The organism is Rhodococcus sp. Ni2 (assembly GCF_021352185.1).
Classification (GTDB): Bacteria; Actinomycetota; Actinomycetes; order Mycobacteriales; family Mycobacteriaceae; genus Rhodococcus_F; species Rhodococcus_F qingshengii.
In genome coordinates this window covers 181,070-200,134 of the sequence record NZ_WOXZ01000002.1, presented here as the reverse complement: position 1 = coordinate 200,134, position 19,065 = coordinate 181,070, and the positions used below count along the sequence as shown (strand labels likewise).

The following is a 19,065-nucleotide window of genomic DNA, read 5'->3' as shown; positions in this document are numbered from 1 at the left end:
TACCGGTTACCCGCACCGATGTGCGGGCAACCGACTCACCCCTCAGCAGGCTTGAATCTACCGAGTCCCAGCGACTGAAATCCCACAACGTAGAACAACGTCCACAACACGGCCCAATCCACGAAACCCAGTGCATTGCCGTGTAATCCGTCGACAACTGCCGGCTCGTGAAGAATGTGCTCTGCTGCAAAGCGGTAATAGAACAAGAATGTGACCACCGCGAGCACAAACGTGAGCAGCGCGCGGATCGCCAGGTTGACCCCGTCCGCAAAGCCCGTGGGTTTGTTACCGAAGGCGTTGGCCCAGAAGATCATCCAGAATGCCCAGCACACACCGAGCTGCGCCGGGAACTGATGGACCACACCACCCAACTCGGCAACGGCATCGCTTCCCAAAAGTGCCTTCACCACTGGAAGCGCCACGAAGTACAAGCCGGTTCCCACGGCGAAGTTACCGATCGTGGCTGCGAGCGCCGTCTTTCCCCCACCGCCGAACAGTCGCCACGGCCAGTTGTCGAGCGTCTGGCCAGTCAGGATCACGACCACCACGACGCAGTAGAACCACCCGAGCACGGTGTCGACGGTCATCAACGGATCCGTGGCGGACAGCGACACGGACGGCAGACCGAACACGAAGTACAGCGCCAGCGTCGGGACGGCGACAAACGCGATCTCACACAAACCCACCAACGGCTGCTTCATCCCCAGGGAAGTCCACGGCCAATGCTGCCAGTTCAGGACCACCATCACCCAGGTCCCGAAGCCGAAGAGTACGAACAGCGCACCCGCGAAATATCCGAGGCCGCCCTCACGATCGGCCGCGAAATCCGGGTACAAACTCCCCAAGCCGTTTGCCAGGAGCCACGTCACCACGACGGCGAAGACCGCGGTCGCGACCATGATCGCCAGGCCTTTCGCCGGCTGCGGGAGTCGGTCGAAGCCGGCGAACTCGCAATTGAAGCCGATGAACACCACAAAAAGGATTGCCCAGAAAAGCGCCGCGTTGAACGGCAGAGGATAGAAACTCCAGGGACTGGTGGTCGGATCGGCCAGAAGGTACCAACTCGCCACGGCCAGCACGAGAACGATCACGAGGTTCGCGATCCCGAACCCGATCCAGCGGCGTGACGGTTGTCGGCTCGGCGTGGCCGGTTCCGTGGGTGTGTCGACTGTAGCGGTCATGTGCCCTCTCCCAGATTGTCTCGCAAGATGATTCGCGAAGTGGTGGCGCAACTATGGAGCCGTCGCGCGGGGTACCGGGAGGGTTGCCGAGGGTTGCAACCGCTGCCCCATTCTGCGGAATTGCAACACGGTGCAACCCTTCCGCATTGTGGTCGCCGTCACATACAAATCACTCACCGGTTCACAACCGACTGGTTCACTGCTTACGAGGAGAAACTGCATGAGCATCACGGGCAAGGTAGTACTGGTCACCGGCGCCGGCCAAGGCATCGGACGCGGAATCGCTCTCCGCCTCGCCCACGACGGCGCCGACATCGCGTTGGTCGACCTCGACCAGACCAAGCTGGATGCGGTTGCCGACGAGATCAGACAGATCGGCCGTCGTGCAACGACGTTTGTCGCCGACGTCAGCGATCGCGCGCGGGTTCACGCAGCCGTCGAACATGCACACCAGGAATTGGGCGGATTCGACGTCATCGTCAACAACGCGGGAATCGCTCTCGTCGGCCCGATCTCCGACGCGACGCCGGAAGAGGTCTCCAAGATCTGGAGCGTCAACGTCGACGGCGTCCTGTGGGGAATTCAAGCTGCAGCAGCAAAGTTCCAAGCTCTGGGTCAGCGCGGAAAGATCATCAACGCGTCATCCATCGCCGGTCACGACGGGTTCGCCATGTTAGGTGTTTACAGCGCAACAAAATTCGCGGTCAGGGCCCTCACTCAGGCTGCAGCCAAGGAATACGCGTCCGACGGAATCACCGTCAACGCGTACTGCCCCGGCGTCGTGGGCACCGACATGTGGGTGACGATCGACAAGAGGTTCGCCGAATTGACCGGTGCACCAGAGGGCGCCACCTACGAGAAGTTCGTCGGCGGAATTGCGCTGGGTCGAGCTGAAACCCCCGACGATGTCGCCGGTTTCGTCTCGTACCTTGCCGGGCCCGATTCCGACTACATGACCGGTCAGGCCGGTCTCATCGACGGCGGCCTCGTCTACCGCTGACCGCGGTGTCTTCACTGAAAGCGGTGCCTTCGCTGAAAACGGTATCTTCGCTGAAAAAGCGGTTGCCCGAGCCCGCGATGCCGCCCGGCGAGGATCCTCGCGACTACGCGAGGACCCTCGCCGCGGTGTACGACGCGACGATGGCCGGAGACCGCGCACCGGCCCGCCCCAGGGACGTGGTCCGCCAATCGTGGCAACGCCTGCGCGAGTTAGGTATCGACCCCGAACACAACCGGGTCGAACCGTCCATGGACGTCGCCGAACTCGATCTCCGTCGTCGTGAGTCCGGACTGTACGACGTGCTCGACGACGTGACGCGTGGACTCGAATCAGTTACCGCGAGCGGTGAGAACATCATGGTCGTCGCAGATCTTCGCGGAACTGTACTGTGGCGCAGCGGGTCCCATCGAGTACTGGACCAAGCTGCGCGTCTGGGATTTGTCGAGGGTGCGAACTGGGCCGAGGACAGCGTCGGCACCAACGCCATCGGAACGGCATTGGTGTCACGACAAGCGGTTCAGATCTTCTCGGCGGAACACTATGCGCGCAGCCATCATCCGTGGACCTGCGCGGGGGCACCCATCCGCGATCCGCGGGACGACCGTGTCATCGGCGTCGTCGACATCAGTGGTCCCGCCAAGACCGTCCACCCCACCACACTCGCTCTGGTCGACGCCGTCGCACGCCTCGCGCAATCACACCTACGCGACAAGCATCGGGACAATCTCGATCAATTGCGTTCTGTTGCAGGGCCGATGCTTGCACGTAGCGGATCACCGGCATTGGTGATCGATACTCATGGCTGGGTAGCGGCGGTCGATGCGCTACCTCATCGCTCGCGCGTGCTGCTCCCCGCGGCTTTGGCTCCCGGCAGGACGTGGTTCCCCGCTTTGGGTCTGTGCGAACTGGATCCACTTCCCGGCGGGTGGGTGGTCCGGCCGATCGCCACCGGCGAGAAAATCAGTGCGCCCACGGTGCATATCGATCTGCGCGATTCCGAGAACATGTCGGTGACCGTCACGTCGGGGTTGGGCGAATGGGCCTACTCCCCGACCCAGCGGCATGCGGAGATTCTGTTTCTCCTCGGATCCGAGAGGCGTGGGCTGACCGCATCGCGGTTGGCGCAGGATCTTTTCGGTGACCCGGCCCGCACGGTGACCGCGCGGGCCGAGATGTCGCGTCTGCGCAAGAACCTTGCCGGAGTTGTTGCAGCGCAGCCGTACCGGTTCGTCGATGCAGCGCACGTCACGCTTTCCTGCCCCGACGACGGTGCACATCTGTTGCCGTTCTCGAACGCCCCGGCAGTTCGTGCCGCTCGCCTTACTCAGGCCGGTTCGGAGGCCTGAGTAAGCAACTGCAGAAACACCTCTTCGGGTTGAGCGCCGGATACTGCGACCGCACGGTTGGCGACGAAGAACGGAACGCCGCTGACCTGCAGTTGGCGGGCCATGGACAGATCTTCGCGAACAGCCTCGGCTGCGGCATCGGAGCCCAGTTGCTCGCGCACGACGTCGGCGTCGAGGCCGACGCTCACGGCCAGCTCGACCAGCACCTCACGGTCGTCGATCACCTTGCCGTCGCTGAAGTGCGCTTTGAACAGCGCTTCGAGGAGTTCGTTCTGCCGCTCACCCGCGAGATGCAGCAACCTGTGCGCATCAAAGGTGTTGGCGGCGATCACGGTGTCGAAGTCCAAGGTCAAGCCGACCTCGGCTGCCGTCGCGCTGACGTGGGCGAACATCTGACGTACCTGTTCAGGCGCCATCCCCTTCATCTCGACCAAGGCGTCGAGTTCGGTTCGTCCCTCTCCCACCGGGGTCTCCGGAGCGAGCTGGTACGAGCGCCAGATGACGTTGACGCGGTCCTTGTTCTCGAAACGATCCAGAGCCGAAAGGAACCTGGTCTTTCCGATGTAGCACCACGGACAAGCGACGTCAGACCACACTTCGATGGTCACGTCTTGGTCAATCACGATTTGATCAGTCACCGAAGGTGCAACAACGAACAGGGTCGGGATTAGTCCCGGCTCACGTCACGAGGTCACAGAATCACGTGACCAGACCACACCGGAACGCGATCAACGACGCACTCACCCGGTTGGGCACACCGAGCTTGGCGAACAACGAGGAGATATGCGTCTTGACGGTGGTCTCACCGAGGTACAGCCGCTCCGCGATGACGCTGTTGGCCGCGCCTGTCGCCAGGATTGTCAGCACTTCGCGCTCACGCTCAGTGAGCGAAGCGAGGGGAGTCAGGTCGGGTGCTTGCCGACGCGGCGCCGAGGCCACGATGGCACGTAGAGAATCGGAGCTGAACAACGAGTGGTCCGACGCCACCACCCGTACTGCCTGCTGGAACGCCTGTGGGGCCGCGTCCTTGCTCAGAAAACTGTGCGCGCCCGCCTCGACCGCCTGCACGACCATGTCGTCGACGTCGAAGGCGGTCATCGCAATGACCTTCGGCGGATTGCTCATGGTCATCAACTCTCGGGTGGCCTCCAAGCCACCGACCCGTGCCATCTTCAGATCCATCAGCACCACGTGCGGACGAAACCGAGTGACTTTGGCTGCGACCTGATCGCCGTCCTCGGCCTCGGCAACCACCACGATGTCCGGCGCTGCTTCCAGGATGTCCTTCATTCCGCGCCGAACCCAGGCGTCGTTGTCGACGATCAAAACTGTGATGCGCGAGTCAGCGTCCATAGTGCGCTCAGATTACCCAGAGCCCCCGACGGTCGGAGGGTGGGAGGGTTACGACGACCAGGGCACCCAGCAACTGACGAGGAAATCGTCCCCCAGCGCGCCTGCCTCCACCTTGCCGCCGATTTCTCTTGCCTGTTCGGCCAACCCGCGTAAGCCGGACCGCGAACCGATCGACGTCATGGGTGCAAGCTCGCTCAGCTTGTTGCGTGCGAGGATACGAATTCCGTCGTGCGGCGACCCGGTCACCGAAATGACGAGCATCTGGTCGCTCGCGTACTTCTGGACGTTGGTCAACGATTCCTGAACGACGCGATAACAGACGTGCCCCGCCAACATTCCGACATCACCCGGGAGCAACTCCGATTCGAGACGGCAGTGAATGCCCGCGGCGCGTGCACCGTTGACCAGATCGCCGATCGCGTCGATCCCCTGGTGCCCGCCGTGTTCGCGGCGATCACCGCTTCCCCTGAGCACTCCGACGATTCCCTTCAATTCGTCCAAAGCCTCGTGCGCGGTGGTTCTGATCATCGCAGCGGTGTTGACGACCTTCTCGGGATTGTCTGCCGCGCTGACCTGTAACCCACCGGCGAACAACGAAATCCGGCTCAGACTGGCCGCGATCGTGTCGTGCATGTCGCGCGCGATCCGCGTTCGTTCCTCGGTGCGAATCATCTCGTCGCGCATCACGTCTGTTTTCTCGGTGGCAAGATCCCGTACGTGTTCGGCCTCGACGAGTTCGGTTCTGGTCCGAATCAGGAGCGAGAGCGCCACGACGATGCCGACCATAACGGCTGCGACGAGCCACGGGATCCAGATGGCGACGTCGTATTGAACAACCGCCGAACCGTCCTTGGGTTTCATCGTTCCCATCGTGAGAACGGAGTACTCACGATTGCGAAAAGCGTCGTAGGTCAACGAAATTCCGCACGCGACGAAGACAGCTGCCGCAGCGGCAGCAAGCCGAGGCCCACGCGCGATCCGAGCAACGGCGAACAATGCGATGAGCGCCGCCGTCGCATCGGTGGGGAAGAACAACGGGCCGACCAGCGTGATCGCCAGAACCACCCAGGGATACTGATGGCGCCACACAAGCGATATCCCACCGGCCACGCCCAGGACGAACCCGATACCGACCAATACCGGTGGCATATTTCCCGACGCGCCTGCGATGCCCACCGTCATGAAGGAACAGAACAGGCTGAACGCGACAGCGGCGGTAGTCCATACGCGTCGTCGCACAACGGTTCCTTTGGTGGTGATCACCGAGCAAGCGTATCCACCGCCACCGACGCCTCGAATCAGCCGAACGGGTGGACGAACCGCCAGGCTCCGACCGAAAGGATGAGGCGGACCGATCTTTCGACCGAAGCGGTGAGCAGTCCTCACATCGTTGACTTGTGCCATACCAACTCTCGAAAGGCGCACATCATGCGATCACTCCGCACTCCCCTCGCCCTCCTCGCCGTCGGCGCAGCCCTGTTCGCAACCATCGCCTCGGGCGAGACCGACGAAGCGAAGAAGGTCGACGACAACGGTTCTTCCGCCGCACCTGCGGCCGCCTTCGGAATCGGTGACGTCGTCGAACTGGGCGACTGGCGCGTCCAGGTACACGGCGTCGTCGATCCCTACGTCTCGACCAATCAGTTCATCACCGCTGATCCCGGAAACCGCTACGTCGTGGTCGACACCGAGGTCACCAACAACAGTGACAAGCCGTCGACGGTCTCGTCGATGATGTGCTTCGAACTGCAGGACTCGGCAAACAAGTCGTACAACATCACGTTCACCGACAGCAGCACTTCGAGTGTCGACGGAGAGCTCGCGCCGGGCGCTGCCAAACGAGGCGAATTGGCGTACGAGGTCCCCGAAGCCGCCACCGGTCTGCGCCTTCAGTTCAAGTGCGATCTGTTCTCGTCCGGCTCGGCAACCATCAACCTGTCGTGAACCGTCCGGGCGATCTGCTGCTGAATCCGTGGGCACTGGTCTCGGTGGCCGTCATCTTGATCAACGACCACGTACTCAAAGGGGCATTCGGGAACACGATGACGGGCAAGCTGTCCGACGTTGCCGGTGTGTTCCTGCTTCCCCTGCTTCTGCTCTCGGTTCTCGAGGTGCTCAGGCGAAGTCTGGTGGGGCGAGCAGCGATCGCCTGGTCCATCGCAGTCACGGGGATCGGCTTCGCCGCCGTGAAGGTGATATCGCCGATCGGCGACGCATACGAGTGGGTGATCGGGTTTCTCCGCCTGACCGCAGGAGGATTCCGCGGAGATCTCTTGCCGATCCTGGTCTATCGCGATCCCTCGGACCTGTGGGTGCTCCCGATCCTGTTCGCGAGCTACCTGGTCGTCACACACCACCGCACTCGGGCGCCGGAGGGGGCGCCCGAGCGCGAGATGATCAGTCCAGGGCCGCATCCAACGTGATGTCTACGCCGGTCAGTGCCTTGCTGACCGGGCAGGTTTCCTTGGCCGCCTGGGCAACCTTGGCAAAACCGTCGGCGTCGAGGCCGTCGACCTCGGCGCGAACGGTGAGCTTGATTCCGGTGAGCTTGAATCCGACCGCGTCGGGGCCGAGTGACACGTCCGCGGTGATGTCGAGGCTCTGCGGGGTCCCGCCGGCCTCGGCGATCAGGGCCGACAACTGCATCGCGTAGCAGGACGAATGCGCCGCGGCGATGAGTTCCTCGGGGCTGGTGGTTCCGCCGGCCTCCTCAGCTGCGCGCTTGGGGAACGACACGTCGAAGGTGGCGACGCCCGAGCTGGTGAGTTCCACCTGTCCCGATCCGGCCTCGAGGGTGCCGTTCCAGGCGGTGCGTGCGGTACGAGTTGGCATTGCTGTCCCTACTTCCGTCTTCACATGATTCGGTGAACGCCTTGCGATCACGAACCTACCCGCGATACGTGAAGTCACACCTACTGTTTCGGACGGGACTACCCGAGGAGCGTCGCGGACAGCAGTTTCTCGACGCGGGCCTGCGCGGAGTTCTCCGAGGAAAAGTGCACGATTCGGCCGATGTCGAAGACCAGTCCGAGCGCCGCGTGGACGAGAAACCGCGCTTGGACGATCGACAACTCCGGACGCGCCTCGACACACAAGTGCGCCCACTCCTCGACGTTCAAACGCTGAATGTTGCGCAACTCGGTCCGTGATCGATCCGGCAAACTGCCGATCTCGGCAAAGTACACGGCCAACAGTTCGCTGGTTCCGAACGAAACCTCGACGTACATCTTCGCCAACGTCTCGACGGCCGCGAGAGGAGTCTCCGACTCAGCCAACGCCGAGCCCAACGTCATAGTCAGACGATCGGACGCACGGTGGAAGGCCGCAGCAAGAAGGTCGGCCTTGCTCGCGAAGTGCCGATACACACTCGACGCGTTGATACCCGCCGCGGCACCGATCTCCTCGATGCTCACGTCGTGGTAGCCGCGCTGATAGAACAGCAACACTGCTTCCTGAAGCAGCACTTCGCGTTTCGACGTCCGTACGAGGCCTGTTTTGCGTTCGGACGCCCCTGCCCTCGCGCCGTCCTCCTCGGCAGCGGGCAATTCGACGCCGATGACGGACCAGCATGCCGCAAGAATCAGCGCTTCGATCTGCTTGGCGGACAACGCGGATCGATGACCGGTGATACTGGCGATCACACTGAGCACGGCGGGCGCGATGAGTTCTACATCCGCCGGGTCGAGTTCCGGACGAACCGCTGCCAGCGGCTCGGCGATCCGAAGATTGAGCGTGCGCATTCCCACCCGCAATTGCTCACGATCCTCGTCGACCAGGTACCTGCCCTCCCATCGGTAGAGCCCTCCCCGGCGCCGATTCTCGATCGTCGCGCGGATGACACCCACCATCGTGGAGTTCAACTGCTCGCGTGGATTTTCGTTTCCGTGCACAGCTGGATCGCTGGCATCCAACAACGCCTGCGTCAGGTTGTTCACGGTGTAGACGAACAGGGCGTATTTCGTGGGGAAATGACGATAGAGGGCCGGACCGGAAATTCCGACCTTCGCGGCGATCTCGTCGATGCCCACCGCGTGGTAGCCACGTTCGCTGAATGCTTCCGCAGCAGCGGCCGCGATTTGCGCCTTCCGATTCTTCGGACGCGTCCGTGGTGCAGGGTCGCTGCCACGCACGGAGACGCGTGTCTGTCCGGGCACCTGACCCTCCACTTCCGTTGCTTTCTCTTGCACTGCCTTCGTCCGCTGCACCGCACTTCCACGGGCGCGAGTCCGAACGGATCATGTTAACCGTCGCGAAGGTCGCAATTCGCGCCCGGTACTGCTTCACCCGAAACCCTACAACGCAGTTGTAGCGGCGGACGGATTCCGGAAAAAGAGTCTTGACACCCGCTCTCTCAGCGGTGTTATGTTAGTGACGATTCGCATAACCTCGCACGTAGTCCGCTGGCGGGCTCGTTCCCTGCGGCGTGAAGTTTTCCTCGCCCGCAAGAGGGTTCGAAGCCGAATGACCGACCGTAAGAAAGTAGTTGTGAGCAGATGATTCGCACTCGCTTCACCGAAATGTTCGGCGTTGACCATCCCATCGTGCAAGGGGGCATGATGTGGGTGGGACGAGCAGAACTTGTTGCGGCCACGGCAAATTCCGGCGCCCTCGGGTTCTTGACGGGCCTCACCCAACCCACACCGGAAGACCTCGTCAAGGAAATTGCTCGAACCCGCGATCTCACCGACAAGCCTTTCGGCGTCAATCTCACTATTCTGCCGTCGATCACGCCGCCGCCGTACGCCGAATACCGCCAGGCGATCATCGAATCCGGGATCAAGATCGTCGAAACCGCCGGTTCCAATCCGATCGATCATCTTCCGCATTTCAAGGACGCAGACGTGAAGGTTATCCACAAGTGCACTGCAGTTCGACATGCGGTCAAGGCCGAGAGACTGGGCGTCGACGCCGTCAGCATCGACGGCTTCGAATGCGCCGGGCACCCAGGCGAGGACGACATACCAGGGCTCATTCTGATTCCGGCGGCCACGCAGCAACTCACGATTCCGGTGATCGCTTCAGGCGGAATCGCAGATTCACGTGGACTCGTCGCGGCGCTTGCGCTCGGAGCAGACGGCGTCAACATGGGAACTCGCTTCATGTGTACCGTGGAATCCCCTGTCGCACAATCGGTTAAAGAGCAGATTGTCGCAAACACCGAACGCGACACCAAGCTCATCTTCCGGACCCTTCACAACACCGCGCGCGTAGCCGCGAATGCGATCAGTGCCGAGGTCGTCGACATCGAAGCACGTGGCGATGCGCAGTTCAGCGACATTCAGCATCTGGTAGCCGGAGCCCGCGGACGCAAGGTCTTCGAGGACGGCGACCTCGATGCAGGCATCTGGTCCGCCGGACAGAGCCAAGGATTGATCAACGACATCCCGACCGTCGCAGACATGATCGACCGCATGGTCTCGGAGGCCGAACACCTCATCACCTCACGGCTTTCCGGATTCGTCACCGCTGTGAGCGCGGCATGACCGCCACCGCCGAGACGGGCTTTCGCTCCGAAATCACCGACGGTGTACTGCGATTGACCTTCGACCGCCCGAAGCGGATGAACGCGATCGATCTGCCCACGATGACTGCTTTCGCAGCTGCCGTCCACGACGGCGGCGCAGACCCGGCCGTTCGCACCATCGTCATCACCGGATCCGGTCGAGCGTTCTGCACCGGAGCCGACCTCGCCGCAGCGGCCGTCAACCCCGCAGACCCGAAAGTCGTCATGGATGCGGCGACGTCGCTGATTCGCGCCATCACCAGCGCCCCGGTCCCGGTGATCGCCGCGGTCAACGGCCCGGCCGCCGGCGTCGGAGTGTCCATCGCTCTAGCCGCGGACCTGACGTACGCCGCATCGAGCGCCTATTTCCTCCTCTCCTTCGTCAACATCGGCCTGATGCCCGACGGCGGCGCCAGTGCGTTGGTACCGGCAGCGATCGGACGTGCCCGAGCGGCCGAGATGGCATTGCTGGGCGAGCGAGTTTCCGCCGAGGACGCAGAGCGATTCGGGCTCGTGTCCCGCACCGTCGCCGACGACGCGTTCGACGCACTCGTCGACTCCGTCGTCGATCGCACGTCGAAGGCTCCCCGACGCGCCCTCGAACTCACCAAGCGCGCACTCAATGCGGCGACACTGGACCGCCTCGATGCTGCGCTGGAGCTCGAAAATACCGGTCAGGCAGAACTTCTCACTGGCGAGGACTTCAAAGAAGGCGCGATGGCGATGCTGCAGAAACGCGCACCCCACTTCAAGTAATCACTGCGAATTTTCGTTAACAAAACCACTGTACGAATCGACGGCTCACTGTAGCCTGAGTCACACAATCACCCACGCATGAGAGGAACCCATCGATGGCCTCCACCGATGCAGTCTCCGAGGCGCAGCGTTCACGCCGCACCAACTGGAACAATCAGATCGCCAGGCATGCGCAGATGATTCCCGATCGCACCGCACTGCGATTCCTGGGCGATTCCATCACCTGGAGCACCCTCGACGCACGCGTCGAGAAGCTGGCGGACGCTCTTGCCCGACGCGGCGTCAGCTTCGGCGACCGCGTGCTCATCCTGATGCTCAACCGCCCCGAATACCTCGAGGTCGTGCTCGCGACCAACGCACTGGGCGCCATCGCTGTTCCGGTGAACTTCCGTCTGACACCACCCGAGGTCGCTTATCTGGTAAACGACTCCGGCTCCAAAGTCATTGTCGCCGAAGGACCGTTGGCTCCGTTGGCCGGAGCTGCGCGAGCCGCGTCCGAGGGTATCGACATCTCCATCACCGTAGGCGCCCCCGCCGAGGGTGACAGCCTAAATTACGAGGACTTGATCAGCGAAGAGGGCGAGTCGCACGCGTTCGTCGACATCCCGGACGACACTCCTGCACTCATCATGTACACCTCGGGAACCACCGGTCGCCCCAAGGGCTCGGTGCTCTCCCACTCCAACCTGTCTTCGCAAGCATTGACCTGTATCAGGGCCTTCCACCTGTTCAATGCCGATTCCATCGGCTTCTGTGCGTCGCCCATGTTCCACATCGCAGCCCTCGGTTCCATAGCGCCGAGCCTGCAACTCGGCACGACCACGGTGATCCATCCGGTCGGCGCATTCGACCCGGGTCAACTACTCGACATTCTGGAAGCCGAGAAGGTCACCAGCTTGTTCCTCGTGCCCGTGCAATGGCAGGCCGTGTGCGCAGTACAGAAGGCGCAACCTCGAGCACTGTCGCTGAAGAACATCTCGTGGGGCGCCGCACCGTCGTCCGATACGATCCTGCGGGCAATGGCCGAAACCTTCCCGGACGCATTCAATGTCGCGGTCTTCGGTCAGACCGAGATGTCGCCCATCACTTGCGTTCTCGACGGCGAGGATGCGATTCGTAAGCTCGGATCCGTCGGTCGGGTCATCCCGACCATCTCGGCCAGGGTCGTCGACGAGAACATGGACGACGTGGCGCCCGGTGAAATCGGTGAAATCGTCTACCGCGGGCCCACGATGATGAGCGAATACTGGAACAACCCCACCGCCACCGCTGACGCCTTCCACGGTGGATGGTTCCACTCCGGCGATCTCGTTCGAGTCGACGACGAAGGCTTCGTCTACGTCGTGGATCGCAAGAAGGACATGATCATCTCCGGCGGAGAGAACATCTACTGCGCGGAGGTGGAAAACGTTCTCTACGAACACGAATTGATCGTCGAAGCGGCCGTCGTCGGTCGCCCCGACGCCAAGTGGGGCGAGGTGCCGGTAGCGATCGTCGCGATGGCGCCAGGTTCAGCCGTGGACCTGACCATCGAGGAGCTGAGCAGCTTCCTCAACGATCGTCTCGCGCGCTACAAGCACCCGAAGGACATCGTCGTCGTGGAAGCACTGCCGCGCAATGCAAGCGGCAAGGTCGTCAAGGGTGAACTGCGAGAGAAGGTTCGAGCGGTCGACGCAGTTTCCTGACTTCACACGCAAACGGGCGGCACCTCCAGCGAGGTGCCGCCCGTTTGTGTGTGCCCGTCAAGCGCTCTGCGAATGCAACTTCCGATGCAGTTCTCGCACCAGCGGAACCAACTCCGGCACCGGGCCTTCGACCGGGACGTTCGGCGCAACCTCGTTGACGGACAGAGACTTCACCGGCGCCGGGGACACACCCCACTCCGCGAGCCAGTCGCCGAGTTGAGCCGAAGAGCAGATGTAGACGATACGTCCGAGGCCCACCCACGCGTGCGCGGCCGAACACATCGCGCAGTGCTCTCCCGAGGTGAACACCGTTGCCGTCGAACGCTCTTCCGGCGTCAGGTACTGAGCCGCCCACCGAGCCAGCTCGAACTCGGGGTGGCGAGTGTTGTCGCCGCCCGCGATCCGGTTTCGATCTTCCGCCAGAAATGTTCCGTCGGCCGCTGCCAGGACGGAACCGAAAGGTTCGTCGCCCGCATCCAATGCTTCCGTTGCCAATTCGACGCAACGACGCAGGTGACCCAGTTCGATGTCGTTCATGTGTACGCCCTCTCCCGTGATACACGAAACGGGCGGCACCGGTGAGGTGCCGCCCGTTCGTTACCTACTCTGCTGTACTACTCTGCTGCGCTTTCGCTTTCGCCGGCCTTGGTCAGCTCGATCGGCGGTGCGTCCGGCACGTCGATCGGCTTCTTGGTGGGCGTGAACGTGAACTTCGCGTCCTCACCCGAGCCTTCGCCGTCCCAGTTCTCGACGTCGACGAGCACGATGTGGCCGGGTCCGATCTCTCCGAAGAGGATCTTCTCGGACATCTGGTCCTCGATCTCGCGCTGGATGGTGCGACGCAGCGGTCGTGCACCCAGTACCGGATCGAATCCGCGCTTGGCCAGAAGCGACTTGGCCTTGTCGGTGACCTCCATGGCCATGTCCTTGTTCTTGAGTGCCGCCTCGACGCGAGCGAGCATCAGGTCGACCATCTGAACGATCTGCTCGTTCGTGAGCTGATGGAAGACGACGATGTCGTCGATACGGTTCAAGAACTCGGGACGGAAGTGCTTCTTCAGCTCGTCGTGAACCTTGAGCTTCATGCGCTCGTAGTTCGACTCCGTGCCCGTTCCCGAGCTGAAGCCCAGGCCGACTGCCTTGGAGATGTCAGACGTACCGAGGTTGGACGTGAAGATCAGCACCGTGTTCTTGAAGTCGACGGTACGTCCCTGGCCGTCGGTGAGACGGCCGTCCTCGAGGACCTGCAGGAGGGTGTTGTAGATCTCCTGGTGTGCCTTCTCGATCTCGTCGAACAGGACAACGCTGAACGGCTTGCGGCGCACCTTCTCGGTGAGCTGGCCACCCTCTTCGTATCCGACGTACCCGGGAGGGGCACCGAACAGACGCGAAGCGGTGAAGCGGTCGTGGAACTCGCCCATGTCGATCTGGATCAAGGCGTCGTCGTCACCGAACAGGAAGTTGGCGAGCGACTTCGCGAGCTCCGTCTTACCGACACCGGACGGGCCGGCGAAGATGAACGAGCCCGAGGGACGCTTGGGATCCTTCAGACCTGCACGCGTACGACGGATCGCCTTCGAGACGGACTTGACCGCCTCTTCCTGGCCGATGATCCGCTTGTGCAGTTCCTCTTCCATGCGGAGCAGACGAGTGGTCTCCTCCTCGGTGAGCTTGAAGACGGGGATACCGGTCCAGTTGCCCAGAACCTCGGCGATCTGCTCGTCGTCGACCTCGGCAATGACGTCCAGGTCGCCCGCACGCCACTGCTTCTCACGCTCAGCGCGCTGAGCAACGAGGGTCTTCTCCTTGTCACGCAGGTTCGCAGCCTTCTCGAAGTCCTGCGCGTCGATCGCGGACTCCTTCTCGCGACGCGCGTCGGCGATGCGATCGTCGAATTCGCGCAGGTCCGGCGGTGCAGTCATCCGACGGATGCGCATTCGCGCGCCCGCCTCGTCGATGAGGTCGATCGCCTTGTCCGGCAAGAAACGGTCGTTGATGTAGCGGTCGGCCAGCGTCGCCGCTGCCACGAGAGCACCGTCCGTGATGGAGACACGGTGGTGAGCCTCGTAGCGGTCACGAAGACCCTTGAGGATCTCGATGGTGTGCTCGACGGTCGGCTCGCCCACCTGAACGGGCTGGAAACGACGCTCGAGAGCAGCATCCTTCTCGATGTACTTGCGGTACTCGTCGAGCGTGGTGGCACCGATGGTCTGCAGCTCACCGCGAGCAAGCTTGGGCTTGAGGATGGAGGCCGCGTCGATAGCGCCTTCGGCCGCGCCCGCACCCACGAGGGTGTGCAGCTCGTCGATGAACAGGATGATGTCGCCGCGGGTGTTGATCTCCTTGAGAACCTTCTTCAGGCGCTCTTCGAAGTCACCGCGGTAACGGCTGCCGGCCACGAGCGACCCGAGGTCGAGCGTGTACAGCTGCTTGTCCTTGAGGGTCTCGGGGACCTCACCGTTGACGATTGCCTGAGCCAGGCCCTCGACCACAGCGGTCTTACCGACACCGGGTTCGCCGATGAGAACCGGGTTGTTCTTGGTACGACGCGAGAGAACCTGCATGACACGCTCGATTTCCTTCGAGCGGCCGATGACCGGGTCCAGCTTGCCTTCGAGGGCAGCTTGCGTCAGGTTGCGACCGAACTGGTCGAGCACGAGCGAGGTGGACGGCGTGCCGGCCTCTCCGCGGGTGCCACCGGTTTCGGTGGGCTCTTTGCCCTGGTAGCCCGACAGCAGCTGGATGACCTGCTGGCGGACGCGGTTGAGATCGGCACCGAGCTTGACCAGAACCTGGGCTGCTACGCCCTCACCCTCACGGATGAGACCGAGCAGGATGTGCTCCGTACCGATGTAGTTGTGTCCGAGCTGCAGCGCTTCGCGCAGACTCAGCTCGAGGACTTTCTTGGCGCGCGGTGTGAAGGGGATGTGACCGGACGGAGCCTGCTGGCCCTGGCCGATGATCTCCTCGACCTGGCTGCGGACTCCCTCGAGGGAGATACCCAACGACTCCAACGACTTGGCTGCGACACCTTCGCCCTCGTGAATGAGGCCGAGAAGGATGTGCTCCGTGCCGATGTAGTTGTGGTTGAGCATCCTGGCTTCTTCTTGAGCCAGGACAACAACGCGCCGCGCGCGATCGGTGAACCTCTCGAACATCGCTCTCCCTCACACTCTCCGGCGGGCAGGTTCGAGACCGGATGTCTCGTCCCTGGTCGCCGCGTTTCGCTCCGGCACTACAGACTGATCGCCTCGCCGGTCAGCGGACTGACGTCCACGAATCGACAAAGGTTGCACGACCCCACTTATTACTCTAGAGGGCGCGAAGTCCACCTGCTGCTCCTCCACCCGATTGGCGGCGGAAGCCGGACTGCTTACCGTTCACAACGTCGCAGCTGAGGGAATCGTTTCCCGGTTCCTGTACGCCTGAAGCGAACAGCGATTTTCGACGCCTGATCAGCCGAATATCGGGAGTACCCGAGCGCACGGCACCTCACGCGGATTCGACGGATCCAGCGCGTTGAGCGTCAGAGTCGCCGTTCGCTGCGACGCCACCAGCGCGATGTGATCCGACAGGTCCTGCTCGCAACCGTCCTGAACAACTATGTTCGACGCGTTCGACGCGGCCAGTATTCCGCTGCTGTACGGAACGACCACTTGATCGAACCGAGTCACGATGTTGGTGTACTCGACGTCATCGGAGTAGACGCCCGCGTCGCGCAGTTCGGTGACGAAGCTGGCGTTGTCGAAATCCGGTCCCCCGACGCCTTCCGGCGGGCCGACCTCCGAGCCGTCCCACAACGGAGCGATGGAGACGATCTTGGAAACGTGCGTGTCACCGCCGAGGAACTTGGCGTAGTAGGCACTGACCGTCGTCCCCTGGGAGTGCCCGATCAGGTCGACCTTCGAGGCACCCGTCGCAGAGAGAACGTCGTCGACGAAGTCCGACAGCTGCCCTGCGCTGTCTCCGAGTGGTGCGAGACCGCCGGCCGCGGAAATCGGCCACGGCTGGTCCGTTCGATTCCCGAAGGTGAGCGCAAAAACGCAGTATCCCTCGTTGGCCAGTACGGGTGCGAGTACGCCCCAATTGGTCTGACGGTTGGCCGCCGTCCCGTGCACCAGGACGACCGGATCAGGATGAGCAGCGGAAGGCGCGCACGAGAAGTCGTTGGTGCCAGGGGCCGATCCGCCCGGGTTGGTCGCTTCGAGGACGATTCCACTGAGGAAACCGGACGGAACGGGAAGAGGTTCGTTCGCCGACGCAAGAGACGGCGCGGACGCGGCCACGGCTCCCGCCACAGCGAGAGCGCCCACGCATGTTCGAATCCCCACCGAAGGCCTCCGCATAGTGATCAACCCACGACGGGCAATACCGAGTTGCACGGTACCGGCCGCTGATGCGCGGGGTCGAGTGCATTGAGAGCAAAAGTCGCGGCGCGCAGCGATGCCGCGATGGCGAGGTGATCGGAGATGTCTTGCTCACAACCGTCCTGGACGACGATGTTGGTGGCGTTCGGCCCAGGCTCCAGCCCATTCGTATACGGCAGCACCAGTTCGTCGTAGCGGGTCGTGATGTTCGTGTAGTGAACACCCGGCGCGTAAACGCCTCCCGCACGGAGATTTTCGATGAACTCCGAGCCTGCCCCCATGTTCAGACATGCCTTGCAGATCGGGAATCCGGCCTGCGCTGCCTCGGATACCCCGAGTTCGCGAAGGCTGCGGCCGACACTTGCCTGCTCGTTTCCGAGCGTTCCCTTCCACAGCGACGCCACCGAGACGATGTTGTCCACTTTGTCGGCACCACCGAGGAACTTCGCGTAGTACCCGTTGATGATGGTGCCCTGGGAATGTCCGATCAGATCTACCGATGTAGCACCCGTGGCATCAAGTACTTGATCGACAAAATTCGACAATTGTGCTGCGCTGGAAGGAATTTCCTGCATTCCACCGATCGCCGACAACGGCCACGGTTGCTCGGGGAAGTTGCCGTACGTCAGCGCGAAGACGCAGTAGCCCTCGTTGGCGAGCAACGGCGCATAGGTGGCCCAGTTGGTCTGCCTGTTTCCACCCGTTCCGTGAACGAGCACAACCGGATTGGGATGTTCGGCAGTCGGTTTACACGAAAAGTCATTGGATCCCGGAGCTGAACCGCCAGGATTTCCCAACTCCTGAGGCACACCGGCAAGGAAGGCATTGGGCACGGGCAACGGAGCCTGAGCCGAAGCCACGGAGGTGAACCCGACGAGCATCAGAGCGGCAAGAACCACGCCCCCGAACAACCTGTTTCTGTGCACGACCGACTCCTCTACGAGAGATGCGAACCGTGCAGACGCTAACAAACTAGAACGCGTTATCAATCCGTTTCGGCAAAATGCGCCCGAATCCATTCGCGATCCATTTCAGACGGCCTTTTCGTAGGCTCGGCGCACCTCGGTGGAAATACGACCGCGGGCCGAAATCTCGAAGCCGGCACCCTTGGCCCATTCACGGATGGCGGCACTCTGATCGCGGTCGGCAACGGGACGGGATTTGGTCACCGCTCCGTTGACTGATTTGGCGGAATTCGACTTTCTCGCATGAGGAATCCACTTTTTCAGTGCATCGCGCAGTTCCGCGGCGTGAGCGGCGGTGAGATCGATTTCGTAAGCAACTCCGTCGACGGAAAACTCCACAGTTTCGTCCGCGGGCGATTTTTTGTCCAGATCGTCAACCATCGTGACAACAACCTTTTTCACCACGACCATTCCTCCCCAGATCCTTCGATAAGCAGCGACAATAGCACCTGGACAAACGTCCTGTCTTGGCTCGTCAGGATGATTGGGACTTCTCGCCGCCGGGTATGCCGGTCGACTTGTCTTGCGACAAAGACAGTGCCGATACACTCCTCGCGACGCATCGGGGGATGCATCCAGACGGGGGAATCATGACAGACGACGGCTCGAGAAAAGACCTCTACCGAGCGCAATCTTCGCCTCCAAGAACAGCACTCTCGCCAGTATCGCTTACGGCGGACCCACGAATTTCACCATCTCCGGACGCCCTGCGATCCGGTACGCCGCAACCGTCACAAATATCCCGGCGGACAACGAATGCGATCCGCCCTCAGCACAATTCGATGTCGTCACCACACCCGGATACTCCACAGCCGAGGTCATGGTCTTCCTTGTCCAGTCGGATCAGGGACTACCTGACACACTCAACCAGGGCACGATCGACCAAATCATCGCAACAATTCGAGAGTC

At 62.2% G+C, this 19,065-nt stretch carries 18 protein-coding genes; 7 read left to right on the top strand and 11 right to left on the bottom strand.

Features of this window, described 5'->3' with window-relative positions:
* Positions 1-35: 35 nt before the first annotated feature.
* Complete coding sequence (locus tag GN300_RS14520) at positions 36-1,181, bottom strand: hypothetical protein (RefSeq protein ID WP_042451931.1); 1,146 nt, start codon at positions 1,179-1,181, stop codon at positions 36-38.
* 220 nt (positions 1,182-1,401) lie between these two features.
* Here GN300_RS14520 and GN300_RS14515 point away from each other — a divergent pair, with 220 nt between their 5' ends.
* Together GN300_RS14515 and GN300_RS14510 are read left to right on the top strand one after the other, a co-directional pair.
* The gene (locus GN300_RS14515; protein WP_054826788.1) at positions 1,402-2,181 is read left to right on the top strand and encodes an acetoin reductase; all 780 of its coding nucleotides are present in this window, start codon (positions 1,402-1,404) and stop codon (positions 2,179-2,181) included.
* A gap of 77 nt (positions 2,182-2,258) precedes the next feature.
* Positions 2,259-3,527 carry a GAF domain-containing protein gene (locus tag GN300_RS14510; RefSeq protein ID WP_020968367.1) on the top strand — a complete coding sequence of 423 codons (1,269 nt, stop codon included), beginning with the start codon at positions 2,259-2,261 and terminating at the stop codon, positions 3,525-3,527.
* On the opposite strand, the gene GN300_RS14505 is transcribed toward GN300_RS14510, so the two are convergent.
* The 3 genes from GN300_RS14505 to GN300_RS14495 all read right to left on the bottom strand — a co-directional run bounded on the left by GN300_RS14505 (position 3,506) and on the right by GN300_RS14495 (position 6,284).
* The gene (locus GN300_RS14505; RefSeq protein ID WP_228232432.1) at positions 3,506-4,135 is read right to left on the bottom strand and encodes a DsbA family protein; all 630 of its coding nucleotides are present in this window, start codon (positions 4,133-4,135) and stop codon (positions 3,506-3,508) included. The genes GN300_RS14510 and GN300_RS14505 overlap by 22 nt on opposite strands.
* 91 nt (positions 4,136-4,226) lie before the next feature.
* Positions 4,227-4,880 (bottom strand): response regulator transcription factor, encoded by a 654-nt coding sequence (locus GN300_RS14500; protein WP_042451934.1) that lies wholly within the window; start codon positions 4,878-4,880, stop codon positions 4,227-4,229.
* Between the two features lie 48 nt (positions 4,881-4,928).
* Positions 4,929-6,284, bottom strand: coding sequence for a sensor histidine kinase (locus tag GN300_RS14495; RefSeq protein WP_054781748.1), 1,356 nt, complete (start codon positions 6,282-6,284; stop codon positions 4,929-4,931).
* A gap of 24 nt (positions 6,285-6,308) precedes the next feature.
* Between GN300_RS14495 and GN300_RS14490 the strand changes: the two genes are divergently transcribed.
* Positions 6,309-6,824: a DUF4352 domain-containing protein gene (locus GN300_RS14490; protein ID WP_003945701.1), complete on the top strand. Its 516-nt coding sequence runs from the start codon at positions 6,309-6,311 to the stop codon at positions 6,822-6,824.
* Positions 6,821-7,303: a hypothetical protein gene (locus GN300_RS14485; RefSeq protein WP_042923589.1), complete on the top strand. Its 483-nt coding sequence runs from the start codon at positions 6,821-6,823 to the stop codon at positions 7,301-7,303. Before GN300_RS14490 ends, GN300_RS14485 begins: the two co-directional genes overlap by 4 nt.
* On the opposite strand, the gene GN300_RS14480 is transcribed toward GN300_RS14485, so the two are convergent.
* Positions 7,278-7,712 carry an OsmC family protein gene (locus GN300_RS14480; RefSeq protein ID WP_042923588.1) on the bottom strand — a complete coding sequence of 145 codons (435 nt, stop codon included), beginning with the start codon at positions 7,710-7,712 and terminating at the stop codon, positions 7,278-7,280. The two genes, GN300_RS14485 and GN300_RS14480, sit on opposite strands and share 26 nt — an antisense overlap.
* A gap of 98 nt (positions 7,713-7,810) precedes the next feature.
* Positions 7,811-9,034, bottom strand: coding sequence for a TetR/AcrR family transcriptional regulator (locus tag GN300_RS14475; RefSeq protein ID WP_233405645.1), 1,224 nt, complete (start codon positions 9,032-9,034; stop codon positions 7,811-7,813).
* 339 nt (positions 9,035-9,373) lie between these two features.
* On the opposite strand from GN300_RS14475, the gene GN300_RS14470 reads away from it, so the two are divergent.
* The 3 genes from GN300_RS14470 to fadD5 all read left to right on the top strand — a co-directional run bounded on the left by GN300_RS14470 (position 9,374) and on the right by fadD5 (position 12,824).
* Positions 9,374-10,363, top strand: coding sequence for a nitronate monooxygenase family protein (locus GN300_RS14470; RefSeq protein ID WP_063315059.1), 990 nt, complete (start codon positions 9,374-9,376; stop codon positions 10,361-10,363).
* Positions 10,360-11,139: an enoyl-CoA hydratase gene (locus tag GN300_RS14465; protein ID WP_003945899.1), complete on the top strand. Its 780-nt coding sequence runs from the start codon at positions 10,360-10,362 to the stop codon at positions 11,137-11,139. The genes GN300_RS14470 and GN300_RS14465 overlap by 4 nt, the downstream gene beginning before the upstream one ends.
* 95 nt (positions 11,140-11,234) lie before the next feature.
* A complete protein-coding gene (gene fadD5, locus GN300_RS14460) occupies positions 11,235-12,824 on the top strand; it encodes a fatty-acid--CoA ligase FadD5 (protein ID WP_003945871.1) in 1,590 nt (529 codons plus the stop codon).
* Between the two features lie 57 nt (positions 12,825-12,881).
* On the opposite strand, the gene GN300_RS14455 is transcribed toward fadD5, so the two are convergent.
* The 5 genes from GN300_RS14455 to GN300_RS14435 all read right to left on the bottom strand — a co-directional run bounded on the left by GN300_RS14455 (position 12,882) and on the right by GN300_RS14435 (position 18,561).
* The gene (locus GN300_RS14455) at positions 12,882-13,361 is read right to left on the bottom strand and encodes a nucleoside deaminase (RefSeq protein WP_054187906.1); all 480 of its coding nucleotides are present in this window, start codon (positions 13,359-13,361) and stop codon (positions 12,882-12,884) included.
* 77 nt (positions 13,362-13,438) lie between these two features.
* On the bottom strand, positions 13,439-15,982 hold the full coding sequence (locus GN300_RS14450; RefSeq protein WP_003945604.1) for an ATP-dependent Clp protease ATP-binding subunit: 2,544 nt from the start codon (positions 15,980-15,982) through the stop codon (positions 13,439-13,441).
* A 297-nt stretch (positions 15,983-16,279) separates the two neighbouring features.
* Positions 16,280-17,137 carry a triacylglycerol lipase gene (locus GN300_RS14445; RefSeq protein WP_063315060.1) on the bottom strand — a complete coding sequence of 286 codons (858 nt, stop codon included), beginning with the start codon at positions 17,135-17,137 and terminating at the stop codon, positions 16,280-16,282.
* A 38-nt stretch (positions 17,138-17,175) separates the two neighbouring features.
* Positions 17,176-18,072, bottom strand: coding sequence for a triacylglycerol lipase (locus GN300_RS14440; protein WP_047269726.1), 897 nt, complete (start codon positions 18,070-18,072; stop codon positions 17,176-17,178).
* A 150-nt stretch (positions 18,073-18,222) separates the two neighbouring features.
* Positions 18,223-18,561, bottom strand: coding sequence for an Lsr2 family protein (locus tag GN300_RS14435; protein ID WP_003945673.1), 339 nt, complete (start codon positions 18,559-18,561; stop codon positions 18,223-18,225).
* Positions 18,562-19,065 lie beyond the last annotated feature (504 nt).